The organism is Rosenbergiella epipactidis (genome assembly GCF_018494055.1).
Classification (GTDB): Bacteria; Pseudomonadota; Gammaproteobacteria; order Enterobacterales; family Enterobacteriaceae; genus Rosenbergiella; species Rosenbergiella epipactidis.
Window position 1 is genome coordinate 99332 of sequence record NZ_JABBFQ010000010.1, and the last position, 17144, is coordinate 116475.

Sequence of the window (17144 nt, forward strand, 5' to 3'; positions counted from 1 at the left end):
TTCTTTTTATATTTTCACCTCTAATTCAATACTCGTCGTAAAACCCCCATCGCTGCTCACGGTATGCGTGAGCGTAGTAATCACCCATTCAGCCTCATCAATCTGCTGCTTAAACCCTGTCACCTTGACGGGCATTTCGGTGTAGAGATCAGCACGCCCCTCTGCTAATTGTAGCGAGAACGTTGCGACACCTCGCTGCAACTTCTCCCACTGCGCTTTAGCCGCTCGGGCGGCATTGTATCGGCTAGCATAAGTGCGGCTGAGCACCAATACGTTATCGTCAGTGCCGACAAGGTAATCACCCTGTTTGCTGTCAGTGTTTTTCTTAATGGCTGTCTTGCGCTTGGCGGTAGTCGTTTTTTTTACGCTGGGATCGCGGGTATCTAGCCAGCTCGCAATTACACCCGTGTAAGCATCCCTGTCCGCCAGTGAGAATCGGTGACTGTCACCTGACTGTCGAGTGAGGGTGATAACGGGTAGAGCTTTACCGCTGGCAGTTTTGGCTTGACCTTGGCGGATGAAAAGTAAGTTACCGTTTTTGACGCTGGCAATTGCCCCGTGTAAGCGAGCAAGGCGCATTAAAAAGCTGCCGTCGCTTTCATTTGTTTGGTCGATATGGTCAATTGCCGTGCTCGCAATATCCTGACCGAGTGCGAGTTTGAGGTTATGCTTACTCGCAATCTTACTTACAACGTCTTGCAGTGTTGTGTTATGCCATGACTTATCGCGACGCACATTTAGGGTTTGTCGAAAATCAGCACTGCGTGCACGAATGGTCAGCTTATCCGGTGCGCCGCCATGCTCTACCTCATCGACAGTAAACGACCCTTTATTAAACAACGGCGAGCCTTTCCAACCTATTGCTAAATTTATCACCGCCCCACGCCGAGGCATTTCTAACAACCCGTCCGCATCGTCTAATTCAATATCAAGCTGATCGGCTTCAAATCCTCGGTTATCAGTAAGGGTTAAATTCATTAGGCGATTAGCCAGCGTTATTGTCCTGTCCTTACCTTCAATGGTTATACTAAAATCGGGTGATTTATGAGTCATTGCCATAGCTCCCCGACGCTGCCCAGCGCTGAACTTGCCGTGTCTTTTAGGCTATCAAGCTGCTCGCTGAGATCACCGAACATTTCCGATAACGACTCATCGACCCGTTTTAGGGTTAAGGTAAATTCGATACGCTTTGGCATACCACTGTCAAAAAACTCTGTCTTGGTCTGACTTAGCCCTTCGATCACATACATGCCGTAAATGGTGCCGCTTCCCTCAATGAGCGGCCACGCTTTGCCCTGTTCTGCCATCACCTCAAGGGCGAGTAAGGATAAACGCCCGCCTGTAATTTCAGGCAGTAACACGCCCGAAAGCGTGAGACTGTCATTATCTGGGCCGAGGTATTGCGTTGAAGGACGGCGATTAACTCGTCCATTGGTGGCGTGTCGCCAGTTTCGCTGATACTGCAATTCCTGATAGGGCACCGTGCGAAGCGTAAAAACGTATAATCCGAGTACCATCATCATAAATCGATTCCTCCTTGGTCACTGAAATTACTGCGGGCCTTGGCTTGGGCTTTTCGCTCTCGGGCATCTAATTGCCGCGCGACTTCGCTGGCAATATCACTCGCTGACTGTCCCGGCTGTGCGTAGATGGTTATCGGCGCGTTAATATCATAACGATGGGTAATGACGCTCGGCTGGCTAGGTGTGCGAGTCACCGTGCTGGTTGAATTAGGTGTGGCCGTAATCAATGGTGTGGCTTGCACATCGGCTTGAGGAAGTGTGACACCCATAAAGCCCGCCACCACTGAGGCCAGTGCGGCGGTTTTACGGCGGCTCGTAATATTTGCCGGGCCATTGACAATCTCGGGGCCATTCTCGCCCACAATCCCAAATTGGCCGCGTCCAATCTTCCCGCCCGTGTCGTACATGCCCGCATAGCCCATTGGTGGGAAGCCGCCCGCAGGGAGCACAGCTTTGCCTTGCTTATCAGTGCTCGCAACGTTCGGGGCTTTGGGAAGTGTTGGTGCGGAGCCTTTACCTGTCAGCCAATCAGGCAGATAATCACTCAACGACGAGAGCTTAGTTTTTAATGCTTCCCACTTGCTGTTTATTCCATCCAGTAGGCTATCAATCAGCGCGCCACCGAATGAGGCAAATTGTTGAGGGAGTGCGGCAATCTCAGTAACAATAGCTGACCATAATTGGCTAAAGCCTTGCTTAATGGCCTCCCATCGCGAAGACAAGGCATTAGCGATACTGTCCCATAACGCATGGAATTTAGGGCCGAGGGTTCCCCAGTTCTGCCACACATAATAAGCGCCCACAGCTATAGCCGTTATTGCTGCAATGATTAACCCGACTGGTGTAGTAAACATGAGTCGTCCTAACCACATCACTGCTGTGCCAAGTGATCCGATAGCGGCTTTAGCAATATTAGCCACTCTTGCAAGCAGACTAAAACCACCCGCCCATTTAATGCCGCTACTAAGCAGAATAAAACGCAGTAACGCCATTGGCCCCAGTATCGACGTGACTGCAAGTGCGATACCGCCAAGGGCGGTTGCGACAACACCGAATCCTGCGGCAGAGAGCGCAATCGCCTTTGCAAGTTTTGGGTGTTGTTGCATGAAAATCGTCACGCGATGCATGACCGAGGCGACCTTTTCGAGTGCCGTCACATACAGCGGTAAAATATCTCGCCCCATCTGTAGGTAAAGATCGCGTTGTCTCGCTTGCAGTGCAAGCCGCTGGCCTTGCGCGGTGCCTTTGCCCTCGGCGACGAGCTGGTCAACATTAAAGGCCGATTGCCCGGCTGCAATTTGTTTCTTGATGTTCGCTTGCTCACGATACATCGTGACAAATAAATCGGCCCCCCGACGATTTGAGAAAAGTTTTGCGATAGCAGTTTCCATCCCATGCTCATCAAGGTTGGGGGAGGCTTTTTTAATGCGGGGCACAATCTCATTGAGTAAATAATTAAACGGGTCTTGGGTATACTCCTTGCCGTTTATTAAGGCATCGGGTGTGACTTTTTTAATGTGGCCTGTCTTGCCGTATTGCACGGCATCTTTTTTTAACAAGCCTAATTTCATTAACTCTTCTGCTGCCCCTTGGGTCGTTCTTCCCATCATCAGGTTTTGATAGGCACTTGCTAACGAACTCCCGGTGCGATCGCCGCCGATTTGTTGAATGATGTGTGACATCGAAAAATAGAAGGCTTTGTCACTCATTTGTTTGGCTGCAATCCCGCCCGTTTTCATCATTTCCATGTAGTCATCGGGCAGGACCATGCCGCCGCTGGCCGCCATCGCCTGGGCACTCATATTGAGCGATTTTTTAAAATCTTCGGGGTTATTAATTTCGTTACGCAGTTCAGCAATTTTTAATACCGAGGGGGATTGGTCGCGCATTTTCTGCGCCGCCTCATCGTTAACCCCGTGCGCAGACAAAAACTGTGTCGCGAACTGTAGACGGGCAAGCTCCGGGGCAACCATCTTGGCTTCATGAAAATCACGCAGGACAGAGTGCGCCTCTTTAAGCGTTTTGAGATTATCCGCCGCACTATTGCCGATAACATCCATGCCCTGCGCAAACTTTGTCGCTTGCTGCAAGGTACTGTCACCCACACCCAGCGCTTTGAAACTTGCTAGCTCCATATCGTAGGTCGAGGCTTCGTCAACGGCTTTGCGTACACCCATCAGTGCGACACCGCCTTGTGCGATCATCGAAACACCTGCGCCCGCTAATTGGTTGCGCATTTCAAGTGATTTGCTGTGTTGGCGACGTATGGCGTTTAACTTTGACTCGCGCTCACCAACTAATTTTAGTTTGCGCTGCTGCTCGGTCAGTTGTTGATTGTAGCGTGTAGTTTCTTGGCGTAAGCGCTCTGTTTCCGTGGTGCCGCCATTGGCTGAGATCCCCATACGATAAAGCTCTGCACGCGTGGCGGATAATTGGCGGGTTTCGGTCTTGAATTTATCTTCGAGTTTTGACACGGCTCGCTGCTGCTTTTCAAACGCGGCAGTTTGTTGCTTGGTAGGATTGGTGAGCGCGGAATATTCTTGCGACATAGATTGCGCACTGATTTTCGCTTTTTCGAGTGCGCTACTCGTTTCTTTAAGGCTTTGTGACAGCTTAGTAAACCGCTGTAAATCACTGCCCGCCGCATCCAGTTTTTTTAATTGGTTACGCGTTTTTTGAATTTCGCTTGCGAGAGATTTAGTGCCTTGTTGCGCTTGCTTAAAAGGGCGAGTGAGTTTATCCACCGCGCCCAGCACCACCTGTAATCGTAAATTTCTATCACTCATCGTATGCCCCGCTGCGCTTGACGGCTTTCTCGCGCCACTCCATCACCTCACTGAGTGGCATATCTTGCGTGACAGAGGGCGGCCAATGAAAAACAGTGGCAATATCTGCCACTAAGTCCGTGACCGTTAGGTCGTCGGCAAATCGGCAAGCACCGATTTCGGTAACAAAAAACTGACTACCTCAACCCCTATTGCGGTTAAATCTGCCGGGTCCATTGCTCCCAGCTCGGGCGCTGTCAAAGCGGGCGTTGAGATACGCGGGATAATGGTCATCAACGCTGCGACGTCCATTTCCATCACGGCATTAAGGCGCGTACCGCGAAGTGCGCCCGCAAGGGGTTTTCGTAATGTCACTTCGCTGATTGTGGTCTCGCCACGCGTAATCGGTGTATCGAGGGTAATGATTTTTTCTTGAGTTTTATCGTTCATAACAGTTCATCCGATAAGGCACCGCGAGGGTGCCGAGTGAGTTTATAGGCCAATTGCCTTGCGATGGGCGTCAAGCATGTCTTTACCGCCGACCAGTTCAATCATGTTGATAAGGTCAACCTCGTAAAGCACCTCGCCGTTAATGGTGAGCTTGGCGTAGCTGTTGGTACAGGTCACTTTTGTGGTGTTGCTGTCACCTGTTTTCCACTCGCCTGAGTCCAGCTCTTTATAGCGCCCGCGTGTCACCAGCTCGACCGCTTGCACCTCTCCGGTATCATCACGCTGGATTGACCCGGTAAAGCGCAGTTGAATACCGTCGGCTGTGGCTTGGCTCATTTGCTTAAACAGCAATAACTCGGTGCCGCCGATAGAAAATTCCGTGTCGAGTGCGCCATCATCCAAGCCTAAATCGACATCAACGGCACCGGGCATTCCGCCGCCGCGATACTTTTCAAACTTGCGGGTAAACTTCGGCAAAGTGATTGATTCAACAATGCCGACGTAGTTATTTCCGTCGTTAAACAGGTTTAAATGCTTTAGCTTGCGTGGTAGTGCCATGTTTCCCCCTAGGCGCTTACTTGGCTTGAGAAATCCAGTAGATACTGGTCAGTAATGCGCTGGCGTAGCATCAGGTTCTCTAATGGCGGCACTGGCGTGTAATCGTAATCAATGGTCAGTTTCCCCGCTTTGAGCGAGTCCTTATCGTTGACTGATTCATCCAGCCAGCAATCGGCCCCAATCAGATAGCCTTGATTCACGAGGCTTCGCAGTTTCGCGCGTAGCCCTTCAATAATGTCGCGGGCCAGTGATGGGTTTAGCGCACCATCAACCGCCCACATCTGCCCTTCGGCCATCGTGTCAGCCAGCACTTGCGCGGTGCGGGTGTAGCTTTCAAAGGCAAATAATGGGTCGTCACTCAAGCAACGTGAACCCCAAAAACGAAAGCCGTCTTTGCGAATTAACGTGGTAACGTCGTTTTGGTTGAGTAATCCCGCGTCGGTTGCTGGGTCTTGTAAGTCCCAAAACACATCCGCAGAAATCCCGGTCACGCCATTAACGCCAACGTTTGACAGCGACTTATGCCAGCCCGTCTGCTCGTCAATCTTGGCGCGTAGCCCTAACGCGCGCGCCGTGGCATAGGCCGTGGCGTCTGCATTGAGTACCGTGTCAAAACTGATAAAGTCCGGCCAAATCACCATACCTTCGCGTTGTGAGAAGTTGGCACGATAGGCGATAGCCTCTTGCACCGTTTTACAGCCATAGGCGGAGAGATAGGCAAAGGCCCGCAGACTTTGTGCCACACTGAGTAATTCAGTGGCGACCGCTTGGGTGTCGTGACCGGGCACACCAAGAATGCGTGGCTTAACGCCAAGTTGAGCCGGGGCCGCGAGCAAGGCTTTCATGCCTGTACGCTTACCGTCAGCGGTGACACCGCCAATTATATTGGACGTGGTTTCGGCTTCGCTTTCGCCTTGCGCGACACGTACCACGACGGTGACGGGCTTGGATTGGTCGCCAATCGCATCAAGGGTGCGAGCCAGCGTGCCCGTTTTACCCGCTTTGCCACTGGCGGTTAACACGTCCGTGATCAGTGCGGGGGTATTAAGGGGGAAGGTGGCGGCGTCGGCATCGTCCGCCGTACAGACAATGCCGACAATCGCGGTACTGACTGTTGAAATAGTACGGGTGCCGTCGTTAACTTCGACGACGCGCACGCCGTGGTGATAGTCTTGGGCCATCAGAAAATCTCCGGTTTACAGGGTAATCCTATGTTCTGCTGTCTAGTCAGAGATTGCACTTAATGGGGAGTGTGTCATGGATGGTACAACAACCCCGCATCACGCGGGGTGAGGGTTAGGCAGTGGGCGCTTGCGGCCAGTCAATATCTGGTGCGGTTGAGGTATCAATGGCATTTAGGGCTTTGATATAGCTCATCCAATCGACTAGTTTTGCTTTATCTCCTTCGCTAATGACGTCGAGTTGTAGTTCTGTTTGCCAGTCGGATATTCTATTTTGTGCTTCACGTAGTCGCGTGGCTTTATCGTTATCTGCTGCGCTAATAGCCGCAGCCTGAATGGCCTTTATATCTGTTACCCACTCCTGCCCATTCCAATTATCAAAATTTGTTTTAGGTGTTAGTAATGTCATACCGCCCGGCAACTCGCCAATGAATTGAATGATTTCAGGCTGGCGATCTGTTGTGTTGTAGGCTGTTTCTCCTCGGTAGTCGGGTTTTGACTCCCATGATTTACCATCTTGACTACGAATAAGCGCAAAACCCGCGCCAGGAAGTTCGGGTTTATCACTGAACCCTAGGGCGGGTAAACCAACGCCTACAGGCAGGTATTCCATTGTTACAGAGGCAAATTCGTTCTGGCTCGGTTCAATACAGTAAACGGTAAGCCATCCAGCCTGCACAGCGATACCGCTTTCATTCAGCTTCGCTAAGGGTAATTCAGTATTATAATTTGCCATTATGCTGCTCTCACTATGTAATTGAATGTGATGTTTCTAGGCCGATTTTCGTTTGCCGTGGGAACGGTTGTTGAGGCGTCAAACTTGAGTCTAAAGATACCTTGGCCTGTTGTACTGACCTCACTGTCTAAATTGGTTTTATAGGCCCCGGAGGCTTGCAATGTTTCACTTACGAGCAAATTCCCGTCTTTTGTCGATACCCGGCTTTCGGCAAATTGAACGCCACCAATGGAACCTTTGAGGTTTCTTATGGCATCACCTTGAGCTGAGAGTAATGCGCGTCCGCTGTCCACTCCACGCCCATCATCCCAGCCACGGATAAACTCCCCTCGCAAATCAGGGAGATTACCTGACGGGTAGGATAAGGCGAGAGCGGGATATTTTGTTTTATCAAAGGGCGCACCATTACACTTTAGCCATCCTGAAGGTGCAGTGCTTGACGGCCACGGCAATGGAATACCGATGGGAAAGTCGGTTCTGTCTAATGCCCCAACATCCGACGCGTTGGGTTTATTGTTTTCAGAATACACCGCCACGGTTTTTTTAAATTTTCCACTCGACTCGGTGCGGTAGTACAATCTGTCTTTCGCATCGCTTAGTATCAACTGTCCTCGCCATCCACTATAACTCCCCATCTGGAGAATACTTAGCGTGCTGCTCATATCCTCTAGCCCGACAACAGTGCCCGCGCCAAAGTAAAACCCTGTTTTTAAATCGTTATTATCAGGAGCTGCTATATTATCGCCCGTGGTACTACCAACCCCATACGCGCCAACTTCCATGACATTTCCAGAATTCTTCCCCACATCACGCAAAGCTGCCGATTTCAAAGCTAAATTCGCTCGCGCCTTATCTTTATCGCTAATGTCAGAGAGGTTAGCGTTTTTTCGTAAATACTGTGCGTGGGGATCACTGGCATCAACATGTCCTTTTAACTGGGCATCAGTATAATTTTTGGCTTCATCCGCTTTATCATCTGCATATTTACGTGTAGCGAGCACAATAGAAGGGTCAATTTTAAGCGTAACGTTGTCGGTACCACTGGTGATTAAAATCATTCGCACGGTTTGCGTGCGCCCACTGCCCTCGGCAAGCAGCGGTTTATAACTCTCGGCGCAGTTACCGACCGCAATCAACGCCCCGGACTCGTCAAATAAGCCAACTTCTCTAATCCACCATCCGCCCTCATTCTCAGGTATCACCTGCTCGGCGATGATTTGGCTGGCGTTCTGCGGGTCGATGTATAATTGGTTTAATGCCGCCCGGCGCTTTTCTCCAACCAGTTTAGTTTGCTGGGCGCTCGGTGTGGGTAGTGTGCCGCCGCCGTCGCCGACCGCCATTTGGGTGATTTTTAGCGGTACCCCTAACGCAGTGGCGTTAGCAAGTTTCGCGGCACCAATATCGGTCAGTAAGGTATAAAATTTTGTGCTCATGGGTTAATTCTCATCGTGTCGATAAGGTGGATCGCACTCCCGATATAATCGGTACCTGCGGACAAAATGACTTCATTGATATAGGGATAAACGGTGATTTCATCGCCCAGATAATTCGCGGCACCGATAACCACTGCGCCATTGGTTTGCAGGTTTATCGACATACCAATTAAATGACGGCTACAGGGTTTTGCATCACTGATAAGACGCTCAAGTTCGGCGTAGGTTTCCTCGGTAATACCCTTATCCTGCACGCCAATATCAAGGCGAAAAGTGCCGGGGGCTTCTCCGGTTTGCCACCATTCAATAATGCGGATAAGAAAGCCGAACGGCTCGACGACGCGGCGAATGGCACTGGTCGTGCCTTTGTGTTGGTGAATATAAAAGGCATCTTTGACGATTTGCCGTTTAACGCTCTCCTCCCAGCTTTCATCCCAGCGGTCAACTGAGAGCGCCCACGCCAGATAGGGTAAGAAACTGACCGGACAGCTCGCAGGGTTCCACAGGTCGCGCAGCGGTACCGATAAATCCGCCATATCGCTACAGACTTCGGCGAGTCGCCGTTCTAGGACGCTGGCACTTTTCGGCAGTAGGCTATTCATCCGTTCCCCCGCTTGTCACCGTCCAACCGGTACAGGATGCCGCTTGGGTTTTATCCAGCACCACATCAGCCAAGGGTGCGGCGAGTTCGACACGCTGCACACCTTCCACATGCAGGGCAGCATAAATAGCACTTAGGCGAATATCGCGCCCGAGTCGGGTTTGGCTGTTGATATAGGTTTGTAAACTCTGCTTTGCTGCACTCATGATAGGCTTGGCTTCCGGCCCCGGATAAAAGTAGAGTGTGGCATCAATCTGATAAGGGATAATCTGCGCACTTTTCACCGTTAGACGGTCGGCAACAGGTCGCACGCTCTCATCATTCAGGGCCTTATCAACCAGCGCGAGCAATTCACTGTCCGCGCTACCATCCCCTTCGCGGCTTAAAATCGTCACTACGACTTCGGCAGGGTTTGGGCTGATAGCGCTGGCATCGGCGACCCGCCCGTCCGTGCTCTTAGCATGAAACTCATACGCAGCAGTTGGCCCGGCAACAGATAAGCCCTCAAAGGCTGCCGGAATACGCAGCCGTAAATCATCGTCGGTTTCCATCACCGCAGCGGTCGGCGGGGTCGTGGTGTTATCCGCCGGGGTAATGGTTAGTCGCTGCACATTGTAGTTAGCGGCCAGTTGGTCAAGGTCACTGGTGAGCGAGTAGGCGACCATCACGGCTTGTGCGGCTTCGTTGAGGCGTTGGCGCAACAGCAATTCGCGATAAACACTTTCTTGTAATAGCTTGGTAATGGGTTCCGATTCTAGCGCCAAGGTGCGCGTAATCGCGTCCTGTTGGTCGGCAGGATAGAGGGCAATCAATGCCGCCTTGCGCTCGGTAAGTAGCGTTTCGAAATCGGGCACCTCAACGATTTGCGGTGCGGGCAGTTGTGATAAGTCAATAACGGCCATCTTATGCCCCTGTATTAATAGAGAGTGAAACGGATTGCCCGGAGGCTTGCTGACCCGTGATTTCAACGACCATTGAGCCATCTTTGCTACTGCTTATCGTCACGCTGCTCAAGGTTAAACGCGGCTCCCAGCGAGTGAGCGCGGTATACACTGCCGCCATTACCTGTAAGCGCAATGCGGGGTTTTGCGGTTGGTCAATCAGTTCAAACAGTAGCGATCCATAAGTGCGGCGCGCGAGGCGTGAGCCTTGCGGGGTTAATAAAATATCGCTGACCGATTGGCGCAGATGGGCAATGTCCTCAATGGCTCGACCGTCTGCGCTGTTCATCCCCAAATAACGACTCATACAGGGCCTCCACTGAGATCGCCGCCAGACTTCACCGCGCTATGTTGGTGTTTATCCACCACGACGCCATTAGACGACATCGCACCGCCGCCCTGTGTTACGGCACCGTTAATCACCACATCGCTGTTAATGCGGGTTTGCTCGGCCTCAATATGAAACTGCGGCGTTTTATAGGTCGCACTTACGCTCGCTTCGACTAGTAGCGATTTAATGCCCGTGACCTGTAATTGCCCTGTCGCCGGGTCATAACTAAACAGCGCGCCATCGTCATACTCAATGACCTCAGCGGTAAGACTGTTACTCGGCGGCGAAAACTGGTTGGAGTAAATCGCGGGCAGCGCAAAGGCGGTATCGAGATTGCCGCCCAGACTTAGTAGCACGACTTGCTCGCCCACAGACGGGCACCACCAAGAGCGGGTTTTTCCGGCGCGAAAGGTCAGCCAATTAATCCAATTGGTTTCAAGTTCACCTACTTTGACGCGGCATAGCCAGCTATCCGGATCGACCTCGGAAATCACTCCGGTGCGGATCAGATTAGAGATAAGGCGTAAGAGTTCGTTGAGTTGTGCGTTCATGGAATGAGGGTGCCAAAAGTGGAGGGAAAGCGGCAGTGCTCGGCATTGTCTGAGCGATAGCACAATGCCTAGCGGGATAGAAAACGGATTAACGTATCTTTTATTAAGGTTTCTACGCTGTCATTAACCCCGAGTAAACGCCTTGCGGGATATTGCGCCATTGGCCCATTACGTCGCACCCGGTCGCGTAATCCGTAATGGTGTACTCGCGCCGTGTGTTGCACTTGGCTGATAAACCCGACGGTTGCGGTACTGGTGTCAGCCGTCGCTTTAAGGTATTTCGCCCTACGCAGCTTGCTAAACATCTGGCGTTTAATGCGACCTTTCTTGCTGCGGGCGGTGACTTTACGTGGGGAAAAGGCTTGTCCATCCGGATCACGTTGTAGCCGAATATTGGCTTGCTGATTACGCCGCACCTCTTGCGCCAACTCGCGCAACATTTTCTTGCGCGCGGTGGGTTGCAGATTCTCAACAAGTGCTGACAGCCACGCATCAACCTCGCTGAGTTCAGCCATGCTTCACCGTCCACATTTCTTCGGGCGGCTCAGGTTCGTCAACGGCCATAACGCTTGAGATACTGCCATCGCTATTAACGATCACCCGCTCAGTGAGGTGTAAGTTAATGCTAATGTCGCACGCCTCGTTATTGAGAATATCGACCTCAAAGCTGAATAATTTTTCGCGCAGTTCCGGGTTATTAATCGCATCCGATTGATTGACCTGTAGCCAAGCGATAATCGGGGCCATTAAAAGATTTTGGTCGCCGCTAAAATCCTCAATCACAAGGTTTAACACATAGCTATATTCCCACGACATTGACGGCGCGGCAGTGGTGACCAGCGAGCCATTATCAATAAAAACGTGCAGCTTATCGGGATTGGCTTGCAGGTACGGTACGGCTTTGCTGAGCGCTTGGCGTAAGTGTTTTGGTTTGTTCACTCATTTTCTCCTGACAGGTAACAATCATATCGACCTTATCGGCACAGCTTGCCCATGCGGCCTCGCTCTCACTGAGTGCCGTCCACAATTGACCGTTATCGTTGGGGGCTGATTTAGGGAGCTGGCAGCGGGTGATTGTCGGACAGCCATTGACGGTAATCTTCACCTCGGGTGAAGGTCGGTCGTTGCTGCAAGCGGATAACATCATCAGGCAGCTTAGTAGCAGCCCAATTGCGCAGGGTTTCATTTTCACGGGTGAGCGCCTCTATGGTGTGTAGCCGTTCGCGCAATAACACGCCGTTTTTCTCGGCGTTAGCAGTGAGTGCGGCAAGTGCTTGGCTATTGGTTTCAGTGAGTATTGAGAGCGCGATCAGTTGGCTATTCTTATCGGCTATTTTCTCTTTATTGCTCTTCAAGTCCTGTTGCTGTAGGCCGATGATGTGATGGGCTTCATGAAGTCGCCATGAGATAAAAAGTAAGGCAACGAGTGCCGCCGTGCAAAGCAGTGAAATTAACTTCAGCATCTGTCTGCCACCTGAGTTAATTCAATTTGTATCATTGCTTTAGCTATGGCGGTAAATAAATAAATATTAGCCACGATAAACCAACCACAGACGATTAGCTCCCCAGTCACTACTAGAATGAAAAATATTCGAAATAAGGTTTCCATCTCTGATTGATAGCGAGGGAAGCAATATTGCAGCTGACCTTTTAGCCAGTGCCTTTTCTCGCTCTCAAGTAACATTATTCTTATCGCAATAATTATTATCCTGAATCGATATAAAATACTTATGCCAACCACCGGAACAAACCACGACGCATATACACTCTGCGGCTCAAGCAGGGGGATAAGCATCAATACCAGCAAAGTTGTAGCGAAAGCCCAATTGATAAATTTAAATTGCATTATTGCGCTCCTTGTAAGCACCAGATCATTTCGCGTTGCCGCCGATTATCGACACCCTGATTGAATACCCCTTTGACATATACCCAGCGCGGGAGCTGCAAACAGGCATCAGTGAAGCGTCTTTGATTGGCGAGTTTGATTAAGGTTGAATCACAGGCTTTCGTCGTACCGACGTTAAAAGAAAATGACACTATCGCGTCATAGACTTTTTGCGGCGGCGTAACCCGCAAACAGCGCGTTAACGCACTCTCGGTATTCATTACATTGGTAATGAAGTTATGCGCCGCTTGTCGCTCTGTAATAGTTTTACCGGGTATGACTCCCTTTGTGTTGCCGATCCCATCGGTCCATACTCCGGCACTGCATTGGTAAGGTTGTAACCGACAGCCCTCAAAATCGGCAATGAGTCTTAACCCTTGCGGCGAGGTATGCAGCGTTTGCATCTGCGGCAAGGTGGCGACAATCGCCAGCACCGCGCCGACCATACAGCGCTTAACGATTTGCGGCGTCATACTCCTCCCGTGTCACTTTTCCACTACGCAGTAAGGCTAAGGTTTGGCGCTTGTAGTACGCATTGATTAATACCGTTACGACGCCCAGCGCCAGTCCGACAATTGTTGAAATATCTTTCAGCGATAAATCACCAATCCACGCCATCCCCACAGAGATAAACCAGACGATAAAGGTGCGAATTTTTTCCCACATCGTGTTAATCCCACAATTGCACGGTCTGGCGCGTCGGTGTTGTCACGCTGTCCGGTAACTCGACGAGTAGCCCGTGCGGTAAAAAAGGTGTGTGCTCGCAGAGTCCCGGATTGGCCGCAAGTACCTGTTCGGTGACGCCTTGCGTGCGCCCATAATGACGCCAGCAAAGCTCGTCCACCGTGTCATATTGGCGCGCACGCACTTTCATCAGATAAGCTCCACGACACAATGCGGCAGGTCTTGCACACGGCTGATTGCCCAGCGTGCATCGCGCCATAAATCATCACCGACTTTTTCTAGCTCGCTGCCGCGTTTACTCCCCGATGCCGTGGCGTCGTAATCGGCGTAACGTTCATAAAGCACCGCGCGCACCCAGCACCAGATCGCATTAAGATAGTGATGGACCCGCTGGCTTTGGTTGCCAAGTTTCGAGGCAGGCACCTCATCAAGATGGTTATAACCCAGCAACTCTTGACGCTCGCGCCATATATAAAGCTCGGTATTGACTTCACTCATCGCGCTCAGTACCACCTGCTTTAACCGCTCTGGGGTGACGGTGCCATCGCTGCGCATAACTTTGGCGTATTGCGCTAGATTTACTTCCGGCCAAAAGCTGTTATTCGGGATCACCTCCGGGGTGCCCTGACTTGTCTCAGGCGACACAAACTGCATGGCCTTTCTCCTTAATAGGTGGGCGGTGAACGCAGCGTTGATAAGGTTAGAAACCTATCGCGGCTGCGTGCCGCCCTACGCGTTGGCGTTGGGTTAGGCGTTGGCTTGCTGTAAGCGTTTAACCAACTGCTCTATATCCTTTTTCACTCCGCATCTGTCATGCAGGGCAAGGGCTTGATTGAGGTGATTAAGTGCCGCCATCGGGCTGACCTCTCGCAGCACATAGCCAATAGCCTTGTGTAGCCGCGCCAGTGAGGGGTCGGGCATGTCACAACCCTCTGTCACACTTAAGGCGCGCAGCAAGGTGTCCGCCGTAAACGCTTGTTTGGTGGCGAGTGCTTTGAGCGCACCGTCGGAAATCTCCTCGACCACCCATGTGGCGACATTACGCGGTGTTGGCATCGGCATTACCCAGCGATGCGTTAAGGCGTGCTCGGCAATGCGCAGCGCTAAGTCAAAATCGCCCGCATCAATCGCCCACACCATCACATAGAGCAACACATCATCTTGTCGCTCGCTGCTGGCCTCAATCACGCCGTTAATCCATGCAAGATATTTGGGGAGTAAGGTGATTTTTATTTCGGCTTTGCGCACATGAGACTGAATCCCCTTTAATCGGCGACGGTCTTCATTGAGCTGCATTAGCATCAATTCATAACCATTCGCGTGCCGGGCAGAGCCTCCCTGTCGGGAGGCGGATTCTGCCTGAATACGCAGCCGATGTTGCCGGGCAGGACTCAGGCTCATGGATTAGCTTCCCTCTTTTTGGTTGGCGTTTTGTTCTGCATTAGCTTGCGAATCGTCAGCCTTGCTCGCCGTTACCGCACCGACCAGTGAAATATTCTCCACTAGAGCTGCGCAGCGGTAGTCTTCGACCACATAGGCTTCGTTGACCGATTCGTAGTTTTCAATCTGGTCACGCTTGGCGTTGTCGATAATGGTGCGACGGCGGCTCTCTTCCTGCCAATAAATGGAGAGGTTATCTAAACGGGTGATAAGCAATGCATTCGCGGGGAAGTACGGCGCACGCACTGCTTGCAAGCCGCCCATGCGTTTTTGGCTGATAATCAAATCTGCCGCCAGTTTCTCGCTATTCGCTTGCTCGGCGTTGACCAGTGGGAAATATTTATCTGCCAGTAACTCACGACCACAAATTACAACCAGCTCGTCGTCATCTTGAAAAATCGGGTCGATAAGCTCGTTAACCGCATCCATCACTAACGCATCAAGGTTTAGATAAGTCCCGCCTGTACCAATTTTGATGGACGCAGCGGTTGTTACGCCGTCTTTTGTTGCGCTACCCATCACACGTTCTGGTGCATCTTCGCGCAGCTTTTGCAGCCAGCCTTTGTTAACGTCTTGCAATAACGGATTTTTCACGCGGTCGGAGGTCTTCGCGCGCTGGGTACCGTTAAAGCCAATCATGATACGGTCAAGCGCTTGGCGCTTAATGATGGCGTTACGAATACGGGTCTGGAAGTCTTGGAACTTCGCCCATAAATCCAACTTGGCATAGGTGATCGCGGTGTCAAAGTTGGTTTGCTCGCATTTGTACTCAATGTCGCCCATCACCATCGGATCACTGGCTTGGCGGTCTTTGGTCGTGGTGTCAGTGGTGCCCGCAATCGTGCTGCCAACGCCTAGCCCTAAAAGCTGGCCGGATTGGTCAGTCACGCCGATCACGTTAATAAGCGTTAGGAATGCGGCACTTTGTTGGATTTGGTCTTCCAGTGTTTGCGCCATTGCAGGTTCGACGCTAAATTTACCGTGTAGCTCGTTCTCTTCAACGTTATAGATACGCGCTAACTGAGTAAGGTAGCCATTAAAGGCAAAACGGGTGTTCTTTTTCATCGGGGTAATCGCTCCGTTAGCAATTGGTCAGGTTTTCGGTGGGCACTTGGCCACCCGGTGCGCGTTGGCGGTAATCACTACGCGAATCGGCTTTTTCAAGCTGCGTTTTGAGTTCATCAAACGCAGTCTGCTGGGCCGCTAACTGCTCAGTGAGGGCTTGCAAGTCGCTGGCTTGCTCGTTGAGCGTTTTGGCGGTTTGCTGGCTAAAGGTTTGCTGCTCGGTTGCCACCAATTCCACGGCTTGATGCACATCGCTTAAGCGCGCATCGTCACTTTTCTGCTTTTTGGCAAACATTGCGGTAACACGGCTCAGTAAGGTCGGCTTTTCTTCCGGTAGCTCTTCAAGTTCGATTGTGGTTTCAACCGCCGCCGTAAAGAGGTTGTCTTTATGCTGCTTACGATTGGCGAGAGGGTTGTGCTCGGCTTTAGCACTAAAGGCCAGCATTTCGGTGCCAAGGCTTGCCGGGTCGTCAGTAGCGGCAAGGCCCGAGAGATAGGCTTTTCCGGTGTCGGCGAATTGCGGACTCACTTCCATTGAGGTGAAAATCTTTTGACCTTTTTTGACCAGCTCAACCAGTGCGTCAGTTGGCAGAATATCGGCATAGAGCGCCATTTTACCTTTGAGCGGGCCGTCGGTAATTTCTTCGGCGGTCAATGCCGCAACGGTACCGTAGCGATTAAAGGTACTGGTCGGATCGTAAGCCTTGATGTGCTCAAGGTTAATCTGCGCGGTATAGAATTCGGGGTTATAACTGGCGGCCATTTGCTCCAGCCAATCACGGGAGATTTCGCGACCGTCTGACGTGGCACCTTCCACACCAATACGAAAACGCTTTGCTTTCACTGCCATAGCTGTGCTCCGATTAATAAAATGCTGCGCTCATTCGCAGTTAGGAGCCTTATGGTTGCGGTTTCTGATTGGCTGAACAATCAGCGCCTCTTGTGGGGTTCACTACACAAAACGCGCTAAGCGAAAGGTTTAGATTCAGGCCGTAATCTT

25 protein-coding genes are annotated in these 17144 nt (G+C 51.3%); all 25 read right to left on the reverse strand.

Features of this window, described 5'->3' with window-relative positions; genetic code table 11:
• Positions 1-6: 6 nt before the first annotated feature.
• Positions 7-1059, reverse strand: coding sequence for a phage late control D family protein (locus HGT71_RS14225; protein ID WP_214218348.1), 1053 nt, complete (start codon positions 1057-1059; stop codon positions 7-9).
• A complete protein-coding gene (locus HGT71_RS14230; RefSeq protein WP_214218349.1) occupies positions 1050-1523 on the reverse strand; it encodes a phage tail protein in 474 nt (157 codons plus the stop codon). The genes HGT71_RS14225 and HGT71_RS14230 overlap by 10 nt, the downstream gene beginning before the upstream one ends.
• Positions 1520-4309: a phage tail tape measure protein gene (locus HGT71_RS14235; protein ID WP_214218350.1), complete on the reverse strand. Its 2790-nt coding sequence runs from the start codon at positions 4307-4309 to the stop codon at positions 1520-1522. Before HGT71_RS14235 ends, HGT71_RS14230 begins: the two co-directional genes overlap by 4 nt.
• The gene (locus HGT71_RS14240; protein WP_092672766.1) at positions 4302-4421 is read right to left on the reverse strand and encodes a GpE family phage tail protein; all 120 of its coding nucleotides are present in this window, start codon (positions 4419-4421) and stop codon (positions 4302-4304) included. The genes HGT71_RS14235 and HGT71_RS14240 overlap by 8 nt, the downstream gene beginning before the upstream one ends.
• A gap of 14 nt (positions 4422-4435) precedes the next feature.
• Positions 4436-4738: a phage tail assembly protein gene (locus HGT71_RS14245; RefSeq protein ID WP_092672769.1), complete on the reverse strand. Its 303-nt coding sequence runs from the start codon at positions 4736-4738 to the stop codon at positions 4436-4438.
• A gap of 42 nt (positions 4739-4780) precedes the next feature.
• Positions 4781-5296, reverse strand: a complete 516-nt coding sequence (locus tag HGT71_RS14250) for a phage major tail tube protein (RefSeq protein WP_071431241.1) — start codon at positions 5294-5296, stop codon at positions 4781-4783.
• 8 nt (positions 5297-5304) lie between these two features.
• On the reverse strand, positions 5305-6477 hold the full coding sequence (locus HGT71_RS14255; RefSeq protein WP_214218351.1) for a phage tail sheath protein: 1173 nt from the start codon (positions 6475-6477) through the stop codon (positions 5305-5307).
• Between the two features lie 115 nt (positions 6478-6592).
• Positions 6593-7213: a tail fiber assembly protein gene (locus HGT71_RS14260; RefSeq protein WP_214218352.1), complete on the reverse strand. Its 621-nt coding sequence runs from the start codon at positions 7211-7213 to the stop codon at positions 6593-6595.
• Positions 7213-8646 carry a phage tail protein gene (locus HGT71_RS14265; RefSeq protein ID WP_214218353.1) on the reverse strand — a complete coding sequence of 478 codons (1434 nt, stop codon included), beginning with the start codon at positions 8644-8646 and terminating at the stop codon, positions 7213-7215. The genes HGT71_RS14260 and HGT71_RS14265 overlap by 1 nt, the downstream gene beginning before the upstream one ends.
• Complete coding sequence (locus HGT71_RS14270) at positions 8643-9248, reverse strand: phage tail protein I (protein ID WP_214218354.1); 606 nt, start codon at positions 9246-9248, stop codon at positions 8643-8645. Before HGT71_RS14270 ends, HGT71_RS14265 begins: the two co-directional genes overlap by 4 nt.
• Positions 9241-10149, reverse strand: coding sequence for a baseplate assembly protein (locus tag HGT71_RS14275; protein ID WP_214218355.1), 909 nt, complete (start codon positions 10147-10149; stop codon positions 9241-9243). Before HGT71_RS14275 ends, HGT71_RS14270 begins: the two co-directional genes overlap by 8 nt.
• A 1-nt stretch (position 10150) precedes the next feature.
• Positions 10151-10495, reverse strand: coding sequence for a GPW/gp25 family protein (locus HGT71_RS14280; RefSeq protein WP_092672787.1), 345 nt, complete (start codon positions 10493-10495; stop codon positions 10151-10153).
• A complete protein-coding gene (locus tag HGT71_RS14285; RefSeq protein WP_214218356.1) occupies positions 10492-11070 on the reverse strand; it encodes a phage baseplate assembly protein V in 579 nt (192 codons plus the stop codon). The genes HGT71_RS14280 and HGT71_RS14285 overlap by 4 nt, the downstream gene beginning before the upstream one ends.
• 68 nt (positions 11071-11138) lie before the next feature.
• Positions 11139-11585, reverse strand: a complete 447-nt coding sequence (locus HGT71_RS14290; protein ID WP_214218357.1) for a phage virion morphogenesis protein — start codon at positions 11583-11585, stop codon at positions 11139-11141.
• Positions 11578-12009, reverse strand: coding sequence for a phage tail protein (locus HGT71_RS14295; protein ID WP_214218358.1), 432 nt, complete (start codon positions 12007-12009; stop codon positions 11578-11580). Before HGT71_RS14295 ends, HGT71_RS14290 begins: the two co-directional genes overlap by 8 nt.
• Positions 11939-12217: an Rz1-like lysis system protein LysC gene (gene lysC / locus HGT71_RS15875; protein ID WP_230527262.1), complete on the reverse strand. Its 279-nt coding sequence runs from the start codon at positions 12215-12217 to the stop codon at positions 11939-11941. Before lysC ends, HGT71_RS14295 begins: the two co-directional genes overlap by 71 nt.
• Complete coding sequence (gene lysB / locus HGT71_RS14300; protein ID WP_092672799.1) at positions 12123-12533, reverse strand: Rz-like lysis system protein LysB; 411 nt, start codon at positions 12531-12533, stop codon at positions 12123-12125. The genes lysC and lysB overlap by 95 nt, the downstream gene beginning before the upstream one ends.
• Positions 12527-12916 (reverse strand): hypothetical protein, encoded by a 390-nt coding sequence (locus HGT71_RS14305; RefSeq protein ID WP_214218359.1) that lies wholly within the window; start codon positions 12914-12916, stop codon positions 12527-12529. Before HGT71_RS14305 ends, lysB begins: the two co-directional genes overlap by 7 nt.
• Positions 12916-13428 carry a lysozyme gene (locus tag HGT71_RS14310; protein WP_214218360.1) on the reverse strand — a complete coding sequence of 171 codons (513 nt, stop codon included), beginning with the start codon at positions 13426-13428 and terminating at the stop codon, positions 12916-12918. Before HGT71_RS14310 ends, HGT71_RS14305 begins: the two co-directional genes overlap by 1 nt.
• Positions 13409-13621 (reverse strand): HP1 family phage holin, encoded by a 213-nt coding sequence (locus tag HGT71_RS14315; RefSeq protein WP_071431267.1) that lies wholly within the window; start codon positions 13619-13621, stop codon positions 13409-13411. Before HGT71_RS14315 ends, HGT71_RS14310 begins: the two co-directional genes overlap by 20 nt.
• A gap of 4 nt (positions 13622-13625) precedes the next feature.
• Positions 13626-13829, reverse strand: coding sequence for a tail protein X (locus tag HGT71_RS14320; protein WP_092672807.1), 204 nt, complete (start codon positions 13827-13829; stop codon positions 13626-13628).
• Positions 13829-14293 carry a head completion/stabilization protein gene (locus HGT71_RS14325; RefSeq protein WP_214218361.1) on the reverse strand — a complete coding sequence of 155 codons (465 nt, stop codon included), beginning with the start codon at positions 14291-14293 and terminating at the stop codon, positions 13829-13831. Before HGT71_RS14325 ends, HGT71_RS14320 begins: the two co-directional genes overlap by 1 nt.
• A gap of 93 nt (positions 14294-14386) precedes the next feature.
• A complete protein-coding gene (gpM, locus tag HGT71_RS14330) occupies positions 14387-15040 on the reverse strand; it encodes a phage terminase small subunit (protein ID WP_214218362.1) in 654 nt (217 codons plus the stop codon).
• Positions 15041-15043: 3 nt separating this feature from the next.
• On the reverse strand, positions 15044-16144 hold the full coding sequence (locus HGT71_RS14335) for a phage major capsid protein, P2 family (RefSeq protein WP_214218363.1): 1101 nt from the start codon (positions 16142-16144) through the stop codon (positions 15044-15046).
• Positions 16145-16160: 16 nt separating this feature from the next.
• The gene (locus HGT71_RS14340; protein ID WP_214218364.1) at positions 16161-16994 is read right to left on the reverse strand and encodes a GPO family capsid scaffolding protein; all 834 of its coding nucleotides are present in this window, start codon (positions 16992-16994) and stop codon (positions 16161-16163) included.
• Positions 16995-17144: the final 150 nt, after the last annotated feature.